General features: G+C 72.8%; 22 protein-coding genes. 8 read left to right on the top strand and 14 right to left on the bottom strand.

Annotation, left to right across the window (positions count from 1 at the left end):
• The first annotated feature begins 46 nt into the window (after nt 1-46).
• Entirely contained in the window at nt 47-910 is an 864-nt protein-coding gene (locus RM609_RS30305) for an alpha/beta fold hydrolase (protein WP_311615115.1), read from the top strand.
• Here RM609_RS30305 and RM609_RS30300 read toward each other — a convergent pair.
• The gene (locus RM609_RS30300) at nt 907-1,701 is read right to left on the bottom strand and encodes a VOC family protein (protein WP_311615113.1); all 795 of its coding nucleotides are present in this window, start codon (nt 1,699-1,701) and stop codon (nt 907-909) included. The two genes, RM609_RS30305 and RM609_RS30300, sit on opposite strands and share 4 nt — an antisense overlap.
• 280 nt (nt 1,702-1,981) lie before the next feature.
• On the opposite strand from RM609_RS30300, the gene RM609_RS30295 reads away from it, so the two are divergent.
• Complete coding sequence (locus RM609_RS30295) at nt 1,982-2,134, top strand: DUF8834 family protein (protein WP_164737832.1); 153 nt, start codon at nt 1,982-1,984, stop codon at nt 2,132-2,134.
• A gap of 75 nt (nt 2,135-2,209) precedes the next feature.
• Here RM609_RS30295 and RM609_RS30290 read toward each other — a convergent pair whose 3' ends face one another.
• The 4 genes from RM609_RS30290 to RM609_RS30275 all read right to left on the bottom strand — a co-directional run bounded on the left by RM609_RS30290 (nt 2,210) and on the right by RM609_RS30275 (nt 5,317).
• Complete coding sequence (locus tag RM609_RS30290) at nt 2,210-2,815, bottom strand: MarC family protein (protein ID WP_311615110.1); 606 nt, start codon at nt 2,813-2,815, stop codon at nt 2,210-2,212.
• A 206-nt stretch (nt 2,816-3,021) separates the two neighbouring features.
• Nucleotides 3,022-3,885: a PHP domain-containing protein gene (locus RM609_RS30285; protein ID WP_311615108.1), complete on the bottom strand. Its 864-nt coding sequence runs from the start codon at nt 3,883-3,885 to the stop codon at nt 3,022-3,024.
• Between the two features lie 82 nt (nt 3,886-3,967).
• The gene (locus tag RM609_RS30280; RefSeq protein ID WP_311615106.1) at nt 3,968-4,609 is read right to left on the bottom strand and encodes a DUF6758 family protein; all 642 of its coding nucleotides are present in this window, start codon (nt 4,607-4,609) and stop codon (nt 3,968-3,970) included.
• 108 nt (nt 4,610-4,717) lie between these two features.
• Nucleotides 4,718-5,317 (bottom strand): suppressor of fused domain protein, encoded by a 600-nt coding sequence (locus tag RM609_RS30275; protein WP_311615104.1) that lies wholly within the window; start codon nt 5,315-5,317, stop codon nt 4,718-4,720.
• Between the two features lie 498 nt (nt 5,318-5,815).
• Between RM609_RS30275 and RM609_RS30270 the strand changes: the two genes are divergently transcribed.
• A complete protein-coding gene (locus RM609_RS30270) occupies nt 5,816-6,928 on the top strand; it encodes a magnesium and cobalt transport protein CorA (RefSeq protein WP_311615102.1) in 1,113 nt (370 codons plus the stop codon).
• Between the two features lie 15 nt (nt 6,929-6,943).
• Here RM609_RS30270 and RM609_RS30265 read toward each other — a convergent pair whose 3' ends face one another.
• Nucleotides 6,944-7,936 (bottom strand): DMT family transporter, encoded by a 993-nt coding sequence (locus tag RM609_RS30265; protein WP_438828573.1) that lies wholly within the window; start codon nt 7,934-7,936, stop codon nt 6,944-6,946.
• Nucleotides 7,937-7,972: 36 nt separating this feature from the next.
• Between RM609_RS30265 and RM609_RS30260 the strand changes: the two genes are divergently transcribed.
• Complete coding sequence (locus RM609_RS30260) at nt 7,973-8,482, top strand: hypothetical protein (protein WP_311615100.1); 510 nt, start codon at nt 7,973-7,975, stop codon at nt 8,480-8,482.
• An 11-nt stretch (nt 8,483-8,493) separates the two neighbouring features.
• Here the strand turns inward: RM609_RS30260 and RM609_RS30255 are convergent, their stop codons facing one another.
• Nucleotides 8,494-9,312 carry a hypothetical protein gene (locus RM609_RS30255; RefSeq protein ID WP_311615098.1) on the bottom strand — a complete coding sequence of 273 codons (819 nt, stop codon included), beginning with the start codon at nt 9,310-9,312 and terminating at the stop codon, nt 8,494-8,496.
• A 186-nt stretch (nt 9,313-9,498) separates the two neighbouring features.
• Here RM609_RS30255 and RM609_RS30250 point away from each other — a divergent pair, with 186 nt between their 5' ends.
• From RM609_RS30250 to RM609_RS30240, 3 genes are read left to right on the top strand one after another with little or no spacing between them, the layout of a single operon-like run.
• Nucleotides 9,499-10,785, top strand: a complete 1,287-nt coding sequence (locus RM609_RS30250) for a magnesium transporter MgtE N-terminal domain-containing protein (RefSeq protein ID WP_311615096.1) — start codon at nt 9,499-9,501, stop codon at nt 10,783-10,785.
• Nucleotides 10,782-11,396 (top strand): DUF1003 domain-containing protein, encoded by a 615-nt coding sequence (locus tag RM609_RS30245; protein WP_311615094.1) that lies wholly within the window; start codon nt 10,782-10,784, stop codon nt 11,394-11,396. The genes RM609_RS30250 and RM609_RS30245 overlap by 4 nt, the downstream gene beginning before the upstream one ends.
• A 43-nt stretch (nt 11,397-11,439) precedes the next feature.
• Complete coding sequence (locus RM609_RS30240; protein ID WP_311615092.1) at nt 11,440-12,600, top strand: Mrp/NBP35 family ATP-binding protein; 1,161 nt, start codon at nt 11,440-11,442, stop codon at nt 12,598-12,600.
• Nucleotides 12,601-12,664: 64 nt separating this feature from the next.
• On the opposite strand, the gene RM609_RS30235 is transcribed toward RM609_RS30240, so the two are convergent.
• The 6 genes from RM609_RS30235 to sigE all read right to left on the bottom strand — a co-directional run bounded on the left by RM609_RS30235 (nt 12,665) and on the right by sigE (nt 17,906).
• A complete protein-coding gene (locus RM609_RS30235) occupies nt 12,665-12,856 on the bottom strand; it encodes a YegP family protein (RefSeq protein WP_311615091.1) in 192 nt (63 codons plus the stop codon).
• Between the two features lie 155 nt (nt 12,857-13,011).
• Nucleotides 13,012-13,704, bottom strand: a complete 693-nt coding sequence (locus RM609_RS30230; protein WP_311615089.1) for a hypothetical protein — start codon at nt 13,702-13,704, stop codon at nt 13,012-13,014.
• Between the two features lie 118 nt (nt 13,705-13,822).
• Nucleotides 13,823-14,269, bottom strand: coding sequence for a sec-independent translocase (locus RM609_RS30225; RefSeq protein WP_311615087.1), 447 nt, complete (start codon nt 14,267-14,269; stop codon nt 13,823-13,825).
• Between the two features lie 179 nt (nt 14,270-14,448).
• Nucleotides 14,449-16,233: a trypsin-like peptidase domain-containing protein gene (locus tag RM609_RS30220; protein ID WP_311615085.1), complete on the bottom strand. Its 1,785-nt coding sequence runs from the start codon at nt 16,231-16,233 to the stop codon at nt 14,449-14,451.
• Between the two features lie 108 nt (nt 16,234-16,341).
• On the bottom strand, nt 16,342-17,130 hold the full coding sequence (locus RM609_RS30215) for a zf-HC2 domain-containing protein (protein ID WP_311615083.1): 789 nt from the start codon (nt 17,128-17,130) through the stop codon (nt 16,342-16,344).
• Nucleotides 17,127-17,906: an RNA polymerase sigma factor SigE gene (gene sigE, locus RM609_RS30210; protein ID WP_311615081.1), complete on the bottom strand. Its 780-nt coding sequence runs from the start codon at nt 17,904-17,906 to the stop codon at nt 17,127-17,129. The genes RM609_RS30215 and sigE overlap by 4 nt, the downstream gene beginning before the upstream one ends.
• 187 nt (nt 17,907-18,093) lie before the next feature.
• Here sigE and RM609_RS30205 point away from each other — a divergent pair, with 187 nt between their 5' ends.
• Complete coding sequence (locus RM609_RS30205) at nt 18,094-18,759, top strand: O-methyltransferase (protein ID WP_311615079.1); 666 nt, start codon at nt 18,094-18,096, stop codon at nt 18,757-18,759.
• Nucleotides 18,760-18,943: 184 nt separating this feature from the next.
• Here RM609_RS30205 and RM609_RS30200 read toward each other — a convergent pair whose 3' ends face one another.
• Nucleotides 18,944-19,111 carry a DUF3117 domain-containing protein gene (locus tag RM609_RS30200; RefSeq protein ID WP_126915881.1) on the bottom strand — a complete coding sequence of 56 codons (168 nt, stop codon included), beginning with the start codon at nt 19,109-19,111 and terminating at the stop codon, nt 18,944-18,946.
• Nucleotides 19,112-19,392 lie beyond the last annotated feature (281 nt).

Raw genomic sequence — 19,392 nt, 5'->3', positions numbered from 1 at the left:
GGGGACCCCCTCCGGCCCGTCATCCACCCCGCGCTAGCCTCGTGCCATGAGCCGGCCGCCCTTCCTCGCCCTCCCGCCGTGCGCCGAGGCTTACCTCCTCACCACCGCCCGCGGGGAGTTCGCCGTGCACGACGCCCGCCCCGCCTCACCGCCGCGCGGCACCGCCCTCCTCGTACCCGGATTCACCGGCAGCAAGGAGGACTTCATCGCGCTGCTCGAGCCGCTCGCCGCGGCCGGGTTCCGGGTGGTGGCCGTGGACGGGCGGGGGCAGCACGAGAGTCCGGGGCCGCGCGACGAGGCCGCGTACACGCAGGACGAGTTGGCTCGCGACGTCCTCGCGCAGACGGCCGCGCTCGGCGGTGACGTGCATCTGCTCGGGCACTCGCTCGGCGGCCTGATCGCCCGCGCCGCCGTGCTCACGGACGCCTCCCCCTTCCGCTCGCTGACCGTCATGAGCAGCGGTCCCGGCGCGATCTCCGCCCCGCAGCAGGACCGTACGCGCCTGCTGGTCCAGGCCCTCGGCCTGCTGGACATGGAGAGCGTCTGGCGGGAGATGCAGCGCGAGAAGGCGGAGGGCGCGGCGGACGCCGACACCCCGCCGGAGCTGACGGAGTTCCTGCACCGGCGCTGGCTGCGCACGGTTCCCGAGCAACTCAAGGCGACCGGCGTCCAGTTGACGGTCGAGCCCGACCGTACGGCCGAGCTGGCGGGGGTGCCGCTGGCCAAGCACGTGGTGTCCGGGGAGCTGGACTACGCCTGGCCGGTGCCGGAGATCGACGCGATGGCCGAGAAGCTGTCGGCGGTCCGTACGGTGATCCGGGGCGCGGGCCACTCCCCCAACGCCGAGCAGCCGGCCGCCACGGCCGAGGCGCTCGTCCGCTTCTGGCAGGACAGCGCGACGGCGGGCTAGGAGCCCGTCTTCTCGGCGACCGTCTCGGTGACCGTGAAGAGGCCCCCCTCGGAGTCCCGCAGGGTCGCCTCGCGTCCCACCCGTGAGCGGGCCGGCTCGGAGACCACCGCGCCGCCCTCGGCGAGGGCGGCCTCCACGGCCTTCTCGACGTCGTCGACGCAGAAGTACACGTGCCAGCGGGGGCGGATGCGCGGGTCGGGGTCGGCCTCGACGGCCCCGCCGCGCAGCGAGGCCACGGTGCGGCCGCCCGCGCGGACGGTCACGGCGTCGTCCTCGTAGCGGACCTCGCAGCGGCCGGGGCGGTCCATCGCCCAGTCGAAGATCTCGCCATAGAACATGGCGGCGGCGAACGCGTCGCGGGTGCGGAGCTCCAGCCACGCGGGCGCGGAGCCGGAGCCGATCCGCCAGCCGGGGAGGTTCTCGCCCTCCCAGAAGCCGAAGACGGCGCCCATCGGGTCCGACGCCAGGACGACGCGGCCCCGGCCGACCGCGAGGGGGCCGACCGCGACCGTGCCGCCGCGCTCCCGGACCCGGGAGGCCACCATGTCGGCGTCGTCGACGGCGAAGTACGAGGTCCAGGAGACGGCCACGCCCAGGCTGCTGGCGGCGTCGCTCAGCCCGGCGACGGGCTTGCCCTCGGAGATCGCGACGGAGAAGCCCTCGCCGAGCGTCCCGGCCCGGAACGTCCAGCCCAGCACCGCCGCGTAGAAGTCCTGCGACGCCTTGAGATCGGCGGTCAGCAGGCTCACCCAGCATGGCTGTCCCAGCCCGGCCCCCTCCGTGGCAGCCATCGGCGATCGCCTCGCTTCCGTGTCCGGGGGTCTCCGCGTCCGGGTGTTCCGGGTCCAGCGTTCCACTCGCTCCCCCCGATCGCACTCCGGCACGCGCGGCCGTCAGGGGGGTTGACCGGTCACCACCCGGTCACTCATTAGTCATGTTAAAAATTTCCTTAGCGTAGGGAATGTTTCGAGGGTTAAACTCGTTGGACACTCTTGGAACGCGCGTCGCAACGTCGCCGCGCGCGTCACTGTTCACAGTTCTCCGCAGGAGGATCAGACGAAGGGAGAAGCCATGCGCTTCGAAATCATGCGCCTGGACGACGTCGACGGCACCGCCGTCGACAGCACCGTCGTGGACGCCGCCTCCGTCAACCGGATAGTGCAGCAGGCCGCCTCCATCGGCCAGCGCATATACATCCGCCCGGCCGACTCCTCGGTCCGGTAGCGCCCACGCGCTCCGGAAAGCCGAACGCCCCCGTACGACGACCGTACGGGGGCGTTCCGCGTTCGCGGGGAGGCGTCAGTGGTGCTGGATCACCTGGGTGATGCCGTTGATGATCTGCTGCACGGCCAGCGCCGAGAGCATCATGCCGGCGAGGCGGGTCACCAGCACCACACCGCCGTCCTTGATCACACGGATGATGTGCAGCGAGTTCCGCATCACCACCCACAGCACGACGTGGATCGCCGCGATGGCGCACCACACCGAGACCTGCGAGGCCACCGAGTCGGCGCGCTGCACCGCGAGGATCACCGAGACGATCGCACCGGGGCCCGCCAGCAGCGGCATGCCCAGCGGCACGAGCGCGACATTGACGTCCTTGGTCTGCTTGGGCTCCTCCGACTTGCCGGTGAGCAGGTCCAGCGCGACCAGCAGCAGGAGGAGACCGCCCGCGATCATCAGGGCGGGGGTGGTGATGTGCAGATAGTCGAGGATCTGCCGGCCGCAGATGCCGAAGAGGGCGATCACGCCGAAGGCGACGGTCGCCGCCTGCCAGGCCATGCGCCGCTGGACCTTGGCGGGGCGGCCCGAGGTGAGGGCGAGGAAGATCGGCGTGATCCCGGGCGGGTCCATGATCACGAACAGGGTGAGGAAGAGGGAGCCGAAGACAGCGATGTCGAACACGTGAGGGCCTTGCAGGTGCGGAGCGAGCAGGAGCGGTGGGGGGAGGTATGAGGGGGCGCCTCGGGAACGGCCCGGGAGGGCGTGCGCGAACGGCTCGTACGCCTCGGACGATCGCCGTGCATGCGTAGCCGCGGCGAGAGGGGAGAAGACGTACGGGCGCGCTCATCCGCCCGTGGACGGACGGCCCGGCCCGGAGCGCGGAGTGGTCAGCCGCCGGCGCCCGGGACGGGGAACGCGCCCGTCGCACGGCGCGTGATCTCCCCGTAGATCTCCGGGTCGGTCGTGTACTCGCCGAGGCGGCAGCTCTTGCGGCTGCCGTGGTAGTCACTGGAGCCGGTGGGCAGGAGGCCGAGGTCGGCGGCGAGACCACGCAGCCGGGCGCGGGTGGCGGCGTCGTGGTCCATGTGGTCCACCTCGATGCCGTCCAGACCGGCCGAGGCGAGCTCGGCTATCTGGCCCTCGGAGACGCAGTTGCCGCGCTTGAGGGCGAGGGGGTGGGCGAGCACGGTGACGCCGCCGGCCGCCTTGACCAGGCGGATGGCGTCGAAGGGGTCGAGCTCGTGCTTCTCGACGAAGGCACGGCCGTCACCGGCGAGCCACTCGGAGGTGAAGGCGTCGGAGACGCTGTCGATCACGCCGAGCTCGACCATGGCCGTGGCCACGTGCGGGCGGCCGACGGCCCCGTCGCCGGCGATGCGCGCGACGCGCTCCCAGGCGACGGGCACGCCGAGCTCGTTGAGCTTGGCGACCATGGCGCGGGCGCGCGGTGCGCGGTCGTCGCGCACGAGCTCGCGCTCGCGGGCGAGCTCCGGTTCGAGGGGGTCGAAGAGGTAGGCCAGCATGTGGACGCTGAAGCCGTCGGGGCCGGCGAGGCGGCAGGAGAGCTCGGCGCCGGTGACCAGGGTGAGCCCGGCGGGGAGGGCCGCGATGGCCTCGGCGTGCCCGCCGACGCCGTCGTGGTCGGTCAGCGCGACGACGTCCAGCCCGGCCGCGGCGGCGTTGCGCACCAGCTCGGCGGGGGTGTCCGTACCGTCCGAGGCCGTGGAGTGGGTGTGCAGATCGATGCGCACGACACGACTCCCAACAACGACCGGAACAGACAGGACCGGTTCAGGATAACGGGCCCGGTTGTGGGCAATCGTCCCGCTGGGCTCAGGGCGACAGGATCCGCGGTGACAGCGCCCCACAAGGCAGCAGGTCGACTTCCGCGCCCGCATCCCGCAGATCCGTCAGCACGAGCTCGTCGTACATCAGCAATCCCGACCGCTCGGGCCACACGATCGCCCACAGCCACAGCCCCCGCGCCTCCCCCGCGAAGACGGCCCGGTCGCCGGGGGCGCCTTCGACGTGCCAGAGGGGGGTGGGGCGCCCGGCCGCGTGGACCTTGGCATGCGGCGAGTGGTCGACGCGGAGGTACGGGCCGGGGTCCGGGCCGTCGACGCCGGCGTAGCGCGCGCCGAGGCCGACGCCGAGCTCCTCGGCGACGAGCAGCAGCTCACCGGGGCCGCCCAGCGGGCTGGGCCCCGAGCAGGCGACGGCGGTCGCCCGCGCGCCCGCGCGGTCGTCGCCCGCGCCGGCCACACCGGTGAAGAGCCAGCCGACGGGCAGGGGCCACGGCATCCAGACCGGCACCCGGGCCCGCCCCACCGCGACGGCCAGCGCCTCGACGCTCGGCGGGACGACCGGTTGCAGAGGGTGCACGGTGCCGTGCACGGCGCACTGCCACGAGTCGGCGAAGAGACCGGGCGCGCGCACCCGGCCACCGCACTTCGGGCAACTGGGTTCGCCCCTCATAGCCTCCAACGGTCCTACCAGGGCGCCCCCGCGTCAAGGACGATCACCCGTCCGGAGTCGGGGCGTCCCCACCCTTCGGGACACCCGGTGCGGCGGGGCGCCCTCCGGTCAGTCGCCGAGCGGCACCCCGGCGCGCAGCGGGTCGCGCAGATCCGTGCCGTGCCGCAGCCACCGTTCCTCCAGCGCGGCGGCACCCTGGACGCGCTTCCACGCGGCCTCGTTGGGTGTCATCGGCAACAGGGGCAGAAAGCGGACGGGATCCAGCAGAGCGTCCAGTTCCAGGTCCTCGACCAGGCCGCCGGACTCCGCGACGAGCACGGAGGTGAAGGGCGCCCCGGGCCAGAGCGGCTCGCCGGTGTCCAGCGAGGCGCCGGGCGCCACCACAAGCCCCTCGACCTGCGGTGACGCGGCGAGGACGGCGAGCGGGCGGAGCACCTTGTCCGTGTCGGCGCGGCCGGCGCGCACGGAGAGGACCAGTTCGGCGCGGGGGCCGCGCAGGGGGTCGGCGAGGGTGGCCGTGGGGTCGGTCATGGGGTGGGCGGACATGCCGAGGGTGGCATAGCGGACGATGTCCCCGGAGTCGTCGGAGTCAAGGAACCGGAGGACCTCAATCCGGTCGGTGCCCAGAAAAGTGATCGCGGCACGCGCGTCGGGTGCACCGAGGGCCGTCAGGAGCCGGGCCTCGACCAGTGCGAGAACGTCTGACATGCAGTGAGCATAGAACGCGTATCGAACAGGCAAAGCGGGGCCTTGACGCGTCGGGGCACTGCTAGCCTTGACTCGCCTCGGCCTCTGGTCCAGGCATCACGTTCGTCCCTTACGTGGGGACCGGCCGGAGGAGGTGGGGCTGCGGTGGATCCTAGTCGACCGTGCAGTACCGGCAGTTCTCCCGTCTCCTCGCCCCGGACGCGCGTCACCCTGTGATCTGAGGCCTTCCACGACCGGCCCCTTCGCCGGACGGAATCCCGGAAGTCCCTTCACATCCGCGGCACTTGACGGAAGAGCGCCTTTCCCTCGCTTTGTTCCGTGTTCTCCGCAGTTCTCTGCGAACTCTCCGCGAACTGCCGTCGGCCGCCGCGCACCACGCGTAGCGCCGCCTGATTCGCGGACGTGATCCCCCGCGCCACGGGCGCCCGGCCACGTCCTCCTTCCAGGCAGCGTTGTACCCGCGTAGCGGCCCGCGGCCGGCCCGTGAAGGAGCCAGCCATGTCGATGATCCGTGACCTGCGCGCCGCCGTCCGCCCCGCCCTGCGCCGGGTGCCCATCCAGGGCGGTGGCGGCTACGGCACCACCCGTGACGCCTCGGTCAGCAGCGCCGTCGTGGACAGCGCCGTCTACCGCGACGGCGAGCGCGTCAGCGAGCTCGTCAGCCCCGCCGAGGCGCTGCGCCGGGTGCGGAACGCCGGCGGCTTCGCGTGGATCGGGCTGCACGAGCCCACGGAGGCGGAGTTCGCCGGGATCGCCCGCGAGTTCGGGCTCCACCCGCTGGCCGTGGAGGACGCGGTCCACGCCCACCAGCGGCCCAAGCTGGAGCGCTACGACGACACGCTCTTCACCGTCTTCAAGACCATCCACTATGTGGAGCACGCCGAACTCACCGCCACCAGCGAGGTGGTGGAGACCGGCGAGGTGATGTGCTTCACCGGCCCGGACTTCATCATCACCGTCCGGCACGGCGGCCAGGGCTCGCTGCGCGCCCTGCGCCACCGGCTGGAGGAGGACGCCCAGCTGCTCGCCAAGGGCCCCTCGGCCGTGCTGCACGCCATCGCCGACCAGGTGGTCGACGGCTACATAGCCGTGGCCGACGCCGTGCAGGACGACATCGACGAGGTGGAGATCGACGTCTTCTCCGAGCCCAGCAAGGGCAGCCGGCGGGGCGGCGACGCGGGCCGCATCTACCAGCTCAAGCGCGAGGTGCTGGAGTTCAAGCGCGCGGTGACCCCGCTGATGCGGCCGATGCAGCTGCTGAGCGAGCGGCCGATGCGGCTGGTCGACCCGGACATCCAGAAGTACTTCCGTGACGTCGCCGACCACCTGGCGCGCGTGCACGAGCAGGTGGTCTCCTTCGACGACCTGCTGAACTCCATCCTCCAGGCCAACCTCGCGCAGGCGTCGGTGGCGCAGAACGAGGACATGCGCAAGATCACCTCATGGGCGGCGATCTTCGCCGTCCCGACGATGATCGCCGGGATCTACGGCATGAACTTCGACAACATGCCGGAGCTGCACTGGAAGTACGGCTATCCGGCGGTCATGGCGCTCACGGTCGCGATCTGTGTGGTCATCCACCGCGGCTTCAAACGGAATGGTTGGCTGTAGGCGCGTCCCAGGTCTTTAAACCCCGGACTCCGGGGCCACCGCGTCCTTCCGTCGACCGCCCATGATGACCAGCGCCAGCCCCGCCATGATCACGGCCAGCGCCGGATACGCCACCGCGGGCGGTTCCTGCCCCAGCCACAGCGCCGCGATCAGCGCCGCCCCCGGCGTCTCCAGCAGGATCGCCGTGGACGTGACGGACGGGCCCAGGCCCTTGACCACCCGGTTGATCAGCGAGTGGCCCAGCAACTGCGCCGCGACCGTGAGCACCGCCAGCTTCAGCCACGTCTCCCCGCTGTAGCCGCCGAGGGACACTCCCCCGCACAGGCACGCGGCGAGCAGCAGCACCGTCGTGGTCGTGTAGCAGACGTAGGTGTACGCGACCGTGCCCACCGTCCGGCGCACCTCCGCGCCCAGCAGGACGTACCCCGCGGCGGCGATGCCGCCCGCCAGCGCGAGGGCGTCCCCGGCGAGGGCGCGCGGGGAGAGGGACATGTCGACGCCCGTGAGCGTCAGCACGCCGAGGAAGGCCAGCGCGGTGCCGGCCCAGACCAGCGCGGGCGGGCGGTGGCCGCGCAGACGCAGCAGCAGGGTGGTCCAGATGGGCGTGGTGGTGACCAGCGCGGTGGACGAGGCGACGGACGTCATCTGGAGGCTGGGCAGCCAGACCCCGAAGTGGACGGCGAGCAGCGCACCGGCGGCGACGGCCAGCAGTGCCGTCCGCCGGCCGATGCCGCGCAGTTCGGCGCGGTGGCGGCGGCGGAGCAGGGCGACGGGGGTGAGCGCGCCGACGGCCATGGCGTTGCGCCAGAAGGCGATGGCCAGGGCGGGGGCGGCGGTGGCCGCGATCAGCGGCGCGGAGAGGGAGACGCCGGCGATGGCGACGGCGAGGAGCAGCAGCTCCGTGCGGACGGAGGCCACCGGCACGCCGTCGGCCGGGTCCGGGCCGGCCGGTCCGGGGGTCGTCCTGGGCGTCGGTATCGCGTCGCGTCTCGCTCGGGCAGCACTCACGGACCCAGCCTAGGGCGCGTGCGTAAGGTAGGGCGCATGACGTTGACGCAGGCGCTGATCGAAGAGGCCACGAAGAAATCCGGCCTCATCTGGGTGAAGGGTCCGGCCGGGCCCAGCAGGGCGCTGTGGCACGTCTGGCACGAGGGTGCCGTGCATCTCGTGGGCGGCCCGGGCGAGCAGCCCGTGGACGAGCTGGGGCTCACCGAGGGCGCCACGGCCACCGTCACGGTGCGCAGCAAGGACAAGGGCGGGCGGCTGGTCTCCTGGACCGCGTCGGTGAGCGAGCTCCCACCGCGCGGGGAGGAGTGGACGGCGGCCGTCGCCGAGCTGAAGGGCAAGCGGCTCAACGCGCCCGGCGCGGAGCGGCTGGAGGAGCGCTGGGCCGAGGAGTGCCGGGTGCTGCGGCTGACGCCGTCCGGTGCCACCGCGGACCTGCCGGACGGCTCCCTGGCGGCGGTCCCGCTGGCGACGCCGGCGACGACGCGCGAGCCCATGCCGGCGGCGCTGCCGCGGCTGCTGCGCCGGGGGCGCCGCGCGGGACGCTGACACGGGCCCGGTCAGCCTCCCGGGTTCGCGCCCTCGCCCGATGACGGGAGCGCGCCGCCCGAGGGGATACGCATCTGCTTGCCGTAGTCGACCGTCTGGTTCTTGTCGGGGACGGCGAGGGCGAAGTCCTTGCCCCAGTCGTCCAGCTCCAGCTGCCCCGCGCCGCCCGCGCGCTGCACCCGCACGGGATACGGGGTGCCGCTGAGGGAGACGTCCATCGTGCCGCCGCCGCCCTTGGCGCCCGCGACCCGGATGGTGCGGACGCCGCCGACTGTGCCGTGGTCGCCGCGCGCGAGGGTGCCGTGGAGGGTGAGCAGGCCGTCGAGGAGGACGTCCTTGTCGGTGAAGCCCCGGAACTGCTGGTAGGCGGGGTCGTCCGAGGGCACCTTGACGTACTTGTCGTCGAGCTTGCCCGCGGCGGCGGCCGTGTCCCCCTTGGCCGGGGCGGAGGAGGCGGGCGCCTTCGAGGGCGCCGGAGTGGACCCCTTGGACCAGAACCCGGCGGGCGCCTTGAGGTAGAGGTCGTCGCCCACGCGCAGCAGCTCGAAGGAGCTGGCGGCGGAGGAGGACACCCGGCCCGTGCCGCCGTTCTTCTTCAGCCGCATGTCGATGCGGTACGTACGGCCCTGGCTGACGACGTTGCCGGACAGGTGGACGGACTCGGCGCCACGCGCGGCGGTGCGGGCCTTGTCCTGGATGGCGGCGGGTTCGAGCTTGCCGACGCCGTTGGTCCCCGCGTCGGGGTCCTCGCTGCCGCCGCCGCAGGCCGTGAGCACGGCCGACAGGCCGACGCACAGGGCTCCCACGAGAGCCGCGTTCCGCGTTCGCACCTGAAGCTCCTGTCCTCCGGTCACCGGTGGGCTACGGCGCAGCGTACCCGTGCCACCGGCGAGCGGAGGCGGGGAGTCCGTACTGGATCCGTAGAGGCTCCGTACGGCCGTCTCTCCCGCGCCCGGCGAAGCCGGTCACGTTAGCCTGAATCGGACACCACCCGGCGTGGGAGGAGGTACGCGGCCATGGCAGCAGGCGCCCCCCGGGTGTTCGTTTCGCATATCTCGGGTGTGGCGGTGTTCGATCCCAATGGGGACCAGGTGGGCCGGGTCCGCGATGTCGTGGCGATGCTGCGCGTGGGCAAGCGGCCGCCCCGGGTGCTGGGGCTGGTCGTGGAGGTGGTCAGCCGGAGGCGGATCTTCCTGCCCATGACCCGGGTCACCGGTGTGGAGTCCGGGCAGGTCATCACCACGGGCGTGGTGAACATGCGGCGATTCGAGCAGCGGCCCACGGAGACGCTGGTCTTCGGCGAGCTCTTCGACCGGCGGGTGAAGCTCGTCGGCACGGACGAGGAGGTGACCGTCCTCGACGTGTCCATCACCCAGCTGCCCGCCCGCCGGGACTGGGAGATCGACAAGGTCTTCGTCCGCCGGGGCAAGGGCGGCGCCCTGCGCCGCAAGGGGGAGACGCTGACGGTGGAGTGGTCCGCCGTCACGGGCTTCTCGGTGGAGGAGCACGGCCAGGGCGCCGAGACCCTGCTGGCCACCTTCGAGCGGCTGCGCCCCGCCGACCTGGCCAATGTGCTCCACCACCTCTCCCCCAAGCGGCGCGCCGAGGTCGCCGCCGCCCTGGACGACGACCGGCTCGCGGACGTCCTGGAGGAGCTGCCGGAGGACGACCAGATCGAGATCCTCGGCAAGCTGAAGGAGGAGCGGGCCGCCGACGTCCTGGAGGCCATGGACCCCGACGACGCGGCCGACCTGCTCTCCGAGCTGCCGGAGGAGGAGATGGAGCGGCTGCTGACGCTGATGCGGCCGGACGAGGCGGCCGACGTCCGGCGGCTGTTGTCCTACGAGGAGCTGTCGGCGGGCGGTCTGATGACCACCGAGCCGGTCGTGCTGCGCCCGGACGCGACCGTCGCCGACGCGCTGGCACGGGTGCGCAACCCCGACCTCTCCCCCGCGCTCGCCGCCCAGGTGTATGTGTGCCGCCCGCCGGACGAGACGCCGACGGGCAAGTACCTGGGCACCGTCCACTTCCAGCGGCTGCTGCGCGACCCGCCGTTCACGCTCGTCGGCTCGCTCACCGACACCGAGCTGCGGCCGCTGCCGCCGGACACCCCGCTGCGCGCCGTCACCAGCTATCTGGCGACGTACAACATGGTCGCCGTGCCCGTCGTGGACGACAGCGGCTCGCTGCTCGGGGCGGTCACCGTGGACGACGTCCTCGACCACCTGCTGCCGGACGACTGGCGGGAGACCGAGCTCCACCACGGCGCGTTCGGCATGGACCTCCCGGGCGGCGCGCCATGAGGCCCGGGGACCGCGACCGGGCCCGCACGACCGCGCCGGCGCTGCGCGCGGACCGGTCCGCCGAGCGGGTCAAGGCGGAGTCGGCGGCGGTGCACCCCCACCCCCACGGGCCGCCGCGCGCCCGGCTCGACCTGCCGCGGGTGAAACGCTCCCGCTGGCTGCCGGAGTACGACCCGGAGGCCTTTGGGCGGATGTCGGAGCGGATCGCCCGTTTCCTGGGCACGGGCCGCTTCATCGTCTGGATGACGGTCGTCATCATCATCTGGGTCGTGTGGAACACCTCGGTCCCCGGGGACCTGCGGTTCGACAACTATCCGTTCATCTTCCTGACGCTCGTGCTGTCCCTCCAGGCGTCGTACGCCGCGCCCCTGATCCTGCTGGCGCAGAACCGCCAGGACGACCGCGACCGGGTCAATCTGGAGCAGGACCGCAAGCAGAACGAGCGCTCCATCGCGGACACCGAGTACCTGACGCGGGAGATCGCGGGGCTGCGGATGGGCCTCGGCGAGGTCGCGACCCGGGACTGGATCCGCTCGGAGTTCCAGGACCTGGTCCGGGAGCTGGAGCAGCGCCGGGTATTCCCGGCGGAGAGTGAGGAAGGCGACCGCTGAGAGGCTTTCCCGAGGCCCTGTGCCGCGCCGTACCATCGGAGCTATGGCTACCGACACGTACGACACCGCCGCGCCGAGTGAGGACGCGATCCGCGCCGAGCTCGCGACGGTCAACGACCCCGAGATCCAGCGCCCCATCACCGAGCTGGGGATGGTCAAATCGGTGGAGATCGCGGCGGACGGTACGGTCGCGGTGGCGGTCTACCTGACGGTCGCCGGCTGCCCCATGCGCGACAAGATCACCTCGATGGTGACCGAGGCCGTCTCGCGGGTCGAGGGCGTCACGGGCGTCACCGTCGAGCTGGACGTGATGAGCGACGAGCAGCGCCGCGAGCTCGCCTCCTCCCTCCGCGGCGGCCAGGCCGAGCGCGAGGTGCCCTTCGCCAAGCCCGGCTCGCTGACCCGCGTCTACGCGGTCGCCTCCGGCAAGGGCGGCGTCGGCAAGTCCTCGGTGACGGTCAACCTGGCCGCCGCCATGGCGGCCGACGGCCTGAAGGTCGGTGTCGTGGACGCCGACATCTACGGCCACTCGGTGCCCCGCATGCTGGGCGCGGACGGCCGTCCCACCCAGGTCGAGAACATGATCATGCCGCCGTCGGCGAACGGTGTGAAGGTCATCTCCATCGGCATGTTCACCCCGGGCAACGCCCCGGTGGTCTGGCGCGGCCCCATGCTCCACCGCGCCCTCCAGCAGTTCCTGGCGGACGTCTTCTGGGGCGACCTGGACGTGCTCCTCCTCGACCTGCCGCCGGGCACGGGCGACATCGCCATCTCGGTGGCCCAGCTGGTCCCCAACGCCGAGATCCTCGTGGTGACGACCCCTCAGCAGGCCGCCGCCGAGGTCGCCGAGCGGGCCGGCTCGATCGCCGTGCAGACCCACCAGAAGATCGTCGGCGTCGTGGAGAACATGTCCGGGCTGCCGTGCCCGCACTGCGACGAGATGGTCGACGTCTTCGGCACGGGCGGCGGCCAGAAGGTCGCCGAGGGCCTCACCCGCACCACGGGCACGAACGTTCCCGTCCTGGGCTCGATCCCGATCGACGTCCGGCTGCGCGAGGGCGGCGACGAGGGCAAGCCGGTCGTCCTGAGCGACCCCGACTCCCCGGCGGGAAGCGCGCTGCGCGCCATCGCGGGCAAGCTCGGCGGGCGGCAGCGCGGCCTGTCGGGCATGTCGCTGGGCATCACGCCGCGCAACAAGTTCTGACGCGTCACGCGGTGGGGCGCCGGTCGGGCAGGATCCGTCCGGCGCCCTCCGCACGCCGTGGGTGCTACTTCTCCTGGTGACCCAGGTCCTTCACGGGGGCCGTCGCGGCGTTCTGCTTCACCGACTCGATGCCCTTCTCGCACGCCGACTTGCTGTTGTAGGCCTCGCCGACGGCGATGATCTCGCCGTTGCCGGCCTTCAGCCGGTAGCGGTAGTGGCCGCTCCGGTCCTCGTACATCTCGAACTTGCCCGTCATGGCGCGTCACCTTCCCGGAAGTCAGCCCCCTGCGGGCATTCAAGCCCGGCTCCACGGGGCGCGCAGCCCGGGACGGCCCGACGGGTGACCGATGACCGGGTGACGGGTGACGGGTGATCGGGTGACCGGTGATCGGTGCCCCTGCCGGGCCCGGGTCAGTCCGCGGTGTAGACCCTGATGTCCGGGATCACCGCGAAGCCCATGCCGTACGCGCTCATGCCCCGCCCGTACGCGCCGAGGAGCACACCCTCCGCCGAACCGGCGAGCACCCAGCCGTACTCCGATTCCCGGTAGCGGAAGTCCGTGGGCACCCCGTCCACCGGGAGCGACAGCGTCGTCCAGGCCGGGTCGTCCAGGTGGTCGGCGAGCTCCCAGGCGAGGGCCGTCTGCTGGTCCAGCCAGTCCTGGCGCAGGGCGCGCTCCATCTGGGAGGGCCAGGTACAGGCCAGCAGCCCCGAACCGGCCAGCCAGGCGGCCGAGGAGACCGAGGTGGCCTCCAGCACGCCCGTGCCGTCGGCGCTGCGCCGCACCGGGCGGCTGGCGACGGTGACCACGACCGCGAAGCGCTGGGTGGCGGTGTCGTGCTCGATCCGGCCCATCCGCAGCTGCGGCTCGGCACCATGGCCTGTGGAGCCGTGCTCCACGGTGCCGTCGGCGGCGGCGCCGACCTGCATCAGCCAGCGCGGCCCGGTGTAGGCCTCGTCCAGGCCGTACCACGGGAACGACGCCAGGAGATAGCCGTCCACCGAGCGCCGGCTACCGGGCCCGCCCTGCCCGTCCGGCGTACCGGCGGCGGACGCGTCGGCCTCGCCGGCCCCTCGCGCCCCTGCCCGACTCGTCGTCTCCATCTGCGCGGCGCCTCCTCATAGCCCCGTCGTCCTGGGCGGGCCGGCCTCTGGCTCCCGACCGCACCCCAAACAAAGGGAGGATAGCCACCCCCGTCAATGGGGCCCCGCATCGACGGGCTCAGGTGGCGTCGGCGTCGTACGGAGGACGCTCCCCCGGCTGAATGCCGCCCTCGCGCTTCTTGAGCAGGTCGGGGGTGCCGGAGCCGGCGGAGGAGCCAGTGGACGAGGGGGCCGTCCGGCCGTGCGCCGAGTCGGTGACCTCGGCCATCTCGGCCATCTCGGACTTGAAGTCGAACCCGTTGCGGATCTCCTTCAGGCCGAGCTCGTCCTTGTCCAGCACGTGCTTGCGCACAAACGTCTTGGGGTTGAGATCCTCGAACTCGAAGTCCTTGAACTCGGGGCCGAGCTCGGTGCGGATGTCTTCCTTGGCGTTCTCGGAGAACTGCCGGATCTTGCGCAGCGTGCGCGACACGTCCTGGATCATCTTCGGCAGCTTGTCGGGACCGAAGATGAGCACGGCAAGGACGATGAGCGTGATCAGCTCGAGGGGTCCTATGTCGAGCACGTTGCTCAGCTCCTTGGGGGCGTCGATGGCCGGGAAAGGCCGGGTATCACGGTACCTGGCCCGTAGGGGGCGGCGGGAGACACGCCGGTCAAAATCGGGCGAAGGTTCGGGGATCGGTGAGCGTGCGGTGGGCGGCGGATGGGCTGCCGGGGCCGCGCCCCGGCAGCCTCAGCCGCTGGTCAGCCGCTGGTCGCGGAGCCCAGCGTCAGGCGGGCGATCTGCTCCCGGCCGTCCCGTTCGAGGGTCAGGGAGAGGCTGTCGCCCGGACGGTGCCCACGGACCTTGACGATCAGCTCCTGGGCGGCGTGCACGGGGACGCCGTCCACCTTCTTGATGACGTCGCCGGGCCGGAGGCCCGCCTTCTCGGCGGGACCGCCGGGAGTGACGGCCGGGGCCTTGGAACTGTCGGCGTTCACCCGTGCGCCGTCACCCGCATAGGCCATGTCGAGTGACACGCCGATCACCGGATGGGTGGCCTTCCCGGTGTTGATCAGCTCCTCGGCGACCCGCCGCGCGGAGTTGACCGGTATCGCGAAGCCCAGGCCGATGCTGCCGCCCTGGCCGCCTGCCCCGCCGGACTCGGAGTCCCCGGCGGAGCGGATGGCGCTGTTGATGCCGATGACCCGGGCCTGGGAGTCCACCAGGGGGCCGCCGGAGTTGCCGGGGTTGATCGGGGCGTCGGTCTGGAGGGCGTCGACGTAGCTGATGTCGCTGCCGTCCTGCTTCTTGCCGCCGGCGGTGATCGGGCGCCCCTTGGCGCTGATGATCCCGGTGGTGACGGTGCCGGCGAGGTCGAAGGGCGCGCCGATCGCGATGACGGAGTCGCCGACGCGCACGGAGTCGGAATTGCCGAGGGGGAGGGGGGTGAGGCCGGACACGCCGGACACCTTGATCACGGCGAGGTCGTAGCCGCCGTCGCGGCCGACGAGGTCGGCCTTGGCGGTCTGGCCGCCGTTGAACGTCACGGATATGGAGCCGCCGCCGGACGCGGCGGACTGCACGACGTGGTTGTTGGTGAGGATGTGCCCCTGCTTGTCGAGCACGAAGCCGGTGCCGGTGCTCTGGTCGCCGCCACTGCGCACGTGGATCGTGACGACGCCGGGCAACGCCCGTGCGGCGATCCCGGCGACGCTCCCGGGCGCGCGATCGACGCTCCCGGCCCCGGACTGCGGCAACGTCACCCGCCCGGCGACGCCGCCGTCCCGCTCCAGATACATCCCGATCCCGCCCCCGATCCCCCCGGCGGCCAACGCCACGACCACGGCCCCCACCACGATCCGGCTACGCGCCACGGTCACCCGCTTACCGGGCTCGGCACCGCCGTACGTCGGCAGGGCGCCGCCTACGGCCCAGGGGTCGTAGGCCCACGGATCCGGGGCCACGCCGGACGCGGGCGCCTCGGGTGCGGGGTATGTGGCCCCCGCCGACGCGGCGGACGGGGTCGCCTCGGGCACGGCGTGCGCGGGCGCCTCCGGCGCGGGGTGCGTCGGGGCCCCCGGCGCGGGGTACGGGGCTGCGGCGGGCTGGGCCGCCTCGGGCACAGGGTGCGCGGGCGCCTCCGGCGCGGGGTACGAGGCCCTCGCCGGGGCGGGGTGCGCAGGCGGCTGCGGTACGGGGTGCGGCTGGGGAGCCGTCTGCGGCGGGGGCGCCGGGTACGGGATGTGCTCGGCGGCCGGGCCGGCCGGGGGCTGCGGCGGCGCGGCCCCGGCCGGGCCGGTCTCAGGCGTCGGTACCAGCGGCGTGCCCTGGGGCGGGGTCAGGGTGGGGCGTTGGACCGGAGGGGCCGGGGCCCAGGGGCCGGGGCGGCCGTAGGGCGGGGTGCTGTACGGGTCCGGGGCGTGCAGCGGCGCGGCGGGGGTGTCGCCCGGGCCCGCGAGTGGCTGCGGCGGGACGCCCTCCGGTGTGCGCCGGCGGTGCCACCAGTGCGGCTTGGGCGCGGACGCCCGCGCCTTCCCCTCGTCCATTCCTCTCCCCACCGTTCGTCGCGGAGGCGCGCATGCTCGAAACACGCGCGCCCCACAGACGATTACACCAGGTCCCCGGCCCTGTGCGGAGAGGGGAGCCCGCCGCGGTCAGCGGGGAGGCGCCACCGGTGCCGAGGGCACCGACGCATTGGCCTGCGGCTGCGCGGCGAGGGTCGCGGGCTTGCGGACCAGCGGCGGCAGCATCCGCGTGCCGGAGGGGCGCAGCAGGGAGACGCCCGCGACCAGTGGGGCCGCGAACGTCGCCGACAGTTCCTGCGCCGTCGGCTGCGTCCGGCCCAGGTCGTGCTGGTCGCGCCGGTCCAGGGGCACGCCCTGCGCCGACCCGAGGGAGCTCGTGGCCGCGCTGGTGCCGTCGCCTCGGGCCTGCCGCGACGCCACGGGCGTCTCCAGCGGCTGCGCCCCGGCGAGGGCTATCGCGGCCAGCGAGACCGCCCCGGCCGCCGCGAAGGCGAACCGGCGGCCGCGCGAGCCGCCCTGCCCCACCGGATGGGTGCGGAAGCCCCGGTCACGCGGCTGGGGGCCGACCGCCGGAAGCAGGACGAAGGCCTCCGCCCCGGCGCCGAAGGTGGCTCTTCCCACGGCCGGGGCACCGCCTTCGCCCCCGTCACCGGGCGACCCGGGCGGGCCGCCGCCGACGCCACCCGGCAGCCCTTGCAGCCGGGCGAGCAGCGAGTCGGAGAGCGGCGGCGGATCGGCCTCCGCGAATACGTTTTTGAGCCGGCGCTGCGCGTCGGCCTCCGCTTTGCATGTCCAGCAGGTGGCGAGGTGCGCCAGCACCCGCTCCCGCGAATCGTGCCCCAACTCCCCGTCGACGAGGGCAGCGAGGCGGTCGCCGAGATGGTGCTCGGCGGGGGACTGACCGCCGGAGGTGGTCACGCGATCCCGACCTCCCCACCGAGAGGAACGCCGGAGGCCAGTCCCGCCACCGCGCGCTGCTCGGCCCGGGCGGCGGGCGAGCGGTGCTGGAGCGCCTTGCGGAGGTGGGAGCGGCCGCGGTGGATACGGCTGCGCACGGTGCCGAGCTTGACGCCGAGGGTCGCGGCGATCTCCTCGTAGGAGAGCCCCTCGATGTCGCACAGGACGACCGCGGCGCGGAACTCCGGCGCGAGGGTGTCCAGCGCCTGCTGGACGTCCGCGTCGAAGTGGGTGTCGTTGAAGTGCTGCTGCGGGGACGGCTCACGGCTGGGGAGCCGCTCGGCGGCGTCGTCGCCCAGCGCGTCGAAGCGGATGCGCTGACGGCGCCGGACCATGTCGAGGAACAGGTTCGTGGTGATGCGGTGGAGCCAGCCCTCGAACGTCCCCGGCGTGTACGTGGACAGGGAGCGGAAGACCCGCACGAAGACCTCCTGTGTGAGATCCTCGGCGTCGTGCTGGTTTCCGGTGAGCCGGTAGGCGAGACGGTAGACCCGGGCGCTGTGCGTGCTGACGATCTCCTCCCAGCTGGGCGGAGTCCACGCCTGCCGCGCATCCGCGTCGGTGGCGAAAGTCGCGGTGGTCGCGGTGCGGGCGGCGTTGGAACGGTCAGCGGTGTAGGTCACGGATTTCGGCTCGGGAGCTGACCGGCGGAAGCGCCTGAGCACTCCCCGGCGGTCGCCGTCCGCAGCCGCACCTCCCCTGTCGGCTCTGGTGGTGTCCAGTGGAGCCCCTACCATATCCACCTCGCCCGTTAGCTCCGGATAAGCATTTTTGACCCGGATTTTGGTCTTGATCCGTTGTCATCCGTGACGAACGGCCCGCGCCGGTGGTTCCCGCCGGACTCCGCCCCCTCCGTCGGCGTCCCGTACCCATCAACGCCCGGTCCCATCTGCGGGTTCCCGTGGGCAGCGGATACAGTCACGGTTGCGTCGACTACGGGGACAGGAGAGGGCCATTACCGGCAACCAGCAGACGAGCTGGGCGTTCGCCGATGTGTTCGTCGCCGAGGACGAGGCACTGCGCTGGGCCCGGGACCGGGCCTACGAGGCGGGGCTCACCTCGGTGTCGAACGGCACCGGTGGGGCGCTGCGCCTGCTCGCCGCCGCTGTGGACGCCAAGGCCGTCGCCGAGATCGGCACCGGCACCGGGGTCTCCGGCATCCACCTGCTGCACGGCATGCGGCCGGACGGGGTGCTGACCACCGTGGACAGCGACCCGGAGTGCCAGCAGTTCGCCCGCCAGGCCTTCCGCGCCGCGGGCTTCGCCGGCAACCGGGCGCGCTTCATCCCCGGCCGGGCCCTGGAGGTGCTCCCCCGGCTCGCGGACGGCGGATACGACCTGGTCTTCTGCGACGGTGACCGGACGGAGTTCCTCGACTACCTAGCCGAATCGTTGCGCCTGCTGCGCCCGGGCGGACTGGTCTGCTTCGAGGGCGTCTTCGCGGACGGCCGGACGGTCGACTCGGCCGTGCCGCCCGCCGAGGTGCAGCGGCTGCGCGAACTGCTGCGGGCCGTCCGGGAGTCCACCGCGCTCGTACCGTCCCTGCTGCCGGTGGGCGACGGGCTGCTGTGCGCCGTCAAGCGCGGCTGATCGCGCGACGGGGCGGCGGGGCGGCGGAACGGGGCAGAAACGCCGAGCCCGCCCTGCCGGGGGAACCCGGCGGGCGGGACGACTACCCGGAAGCGGATACGCCGCCGCCCCGGGACCGGGACGAAGCCGGGCAGCCGGGGCGGTGCGGGAGAATTCTGGGCCTGTGGCCTATGAGGCCTGGGCGTCAGACGACGACCTTCTCCAGGGCCTCGCCGAGGGCCTTGGCCTCGTCGGGGGTCAGCTCGACGACGAGACGACCGCCGCCTTCGAGCGGAACCCGCATGACGATGCCCCGCCCCTCCTTGGTCACCTCGAGCGGGCCATCGCCCGTCCGCGGCTTCATGGCCGCCATGCTCGTTCCCCTTCCTGAAACCAGCTCATCGTCAGCCGACGGCCCCGGGAAGGGCACGCGTCACCGGCATCGAACACATTGCTTCCAGGCCATTATCCCGCATCGCGCGACCCGATGACCAACATCAGTCCGCATCCCTTTGGCAACGTGCTGCCGCAAAACCACTCAATTCGGGGATCGTGAGGTATTCCTGCGTCGCTCTCACGGCCCTCTCGGCGGCTGATTCTTTGACGCAGGTCACATATCCGGTCCCGATGATCTCCGGCATCCTGGGCACGCAT

Origin of the sequence: Streptomyces hesseae (assembly GCF_031845785.1) — a bacterium.
Lineage (GTDB): Bacteria > Actinomycetota > Actinomycetes > Streptomycetales > Streptomycetaceae > Streptomyces > Streptomyces hesseae.
The sequence above is the reverse complement of the archived record's forward strand: the minus strand, read 5'-3'. Positions and strand labels throughout refer to the sequence as shown.

What these genes read in the sequence shown, in the direction of transcription:
- RM609_RS30305 (WP_311615115.1), top strand. Translation starts at nt 47, where the DNA reads ATGAGCCGGCCGCCCTTCCTCGCCCTCCCGCCGTGCGCCGAGGCTTAC.
- RM609_RS30300 (WP_311615113.1), bottom strand. Translation starts at nt 1,701, where the DNA reads ATGGCTGCCACGGAGGGGGCCGGGCTGGGACAGCCATGCTGGGTGAGC.
- RM609_RS30295 (WP_164737832.1), top strand. Translation starts at nt 1,982, where the DNA reads ATGCGCTTCGAAATCATGCGCCTGGACGACGTCGACGGCACCGCCGTC.
- RM609_RS30280 (WP_311615106.1), bottom strand. Translation starts at nt 4,609, where the DNA reads ATGAGGGGCGAACCCAGTTGCCCGAAGTGCGGTGGCCGGGTGCGCGCG.
- RM609_RS30275 (WP_311615104.1), bottom strand. Translation starts at nt 5,317, where the DNA reads ATGTCAGACGTTCTCGCACTGGTCGAGGCCCGGCTCCTGACGGCCCTC.
- RM609_RS30270 (WP_311615102.1), top strand. Translation starts at nt 5,816, where the DNA reads ATGTCGATGATCCGTGACCTGCGCGCCGCCGTCCGCCCCGCCCTGCGC.
- RM609_RS30260 (WP_311615100.1), top strand. Translation starts at nt 7,973, where the DNA reads ATGACGTTGACGCAGGCGCTGATCGAAGAGGCCACGAAGAAATCCGGC.
- RM609_RS30250 (WP_311615096.1), top strand. Translation starts at nt 9,499, where the DNA reads ATGGCAGCAGGCGCCCCCCGGGTGTTCGTTTCGCATATCTCGGGTGTG.
- RM609_RS30245 (WP_311615094.1), top strand. Translation starts at nt 10,782, where the DNA reads ATGAGGCCCGGGGACCGCGACCGGGCCCGCACGACCGCGCCGGCGCTG.
- RM609_RS30240 (WP_311615092.1), top strand. Translation starts at nt 11,440, where the DNA reads ATGGCTACCGACACGTACGACACCGCCGCGCCGAGTGAGGACGCGATC.
- RM609_RS30235 (WP_311615091.1), bottom strand. Translation starts at nt 12,856, where the DNA reads ATGACGGGCAAGTTCGAGATGTACGAGGACCGGAGCGGCCACTACCGC.
- RM609_RS30230 (WP_311615089.1), bottom strand. Translation starts at nt 13,704, where the DNA reads ATGGAGACGACGAGTCGGGCAGGGGCGCGAGGGGCCGGCGAGGCCGAC.
- RM609_RS30220 (WP_311615085.1), bottom strand. Translation starts at nt 16,233, where the DNA reads ATGGACGAGGGGAAGGCGCGGGCGTCCGCGCCCAAGCCGCACTGGTGG.
- sigE (WP_311615081.1), bottom strand. Translation starts at nt 17,906, where the DNA reads ATGGTAGGGGCTCCACTGGACACCACCAGAGCCGACAGGGGAGGTGCG.
- RM609_RS30200 (WP_126915881.1), bottom strand. Translation starts at nt 19,111, where the DNA reads ATGGCGGCCATGAAGCCGCGGACGGGCGATGGCCCGCTCGAGGTGACC.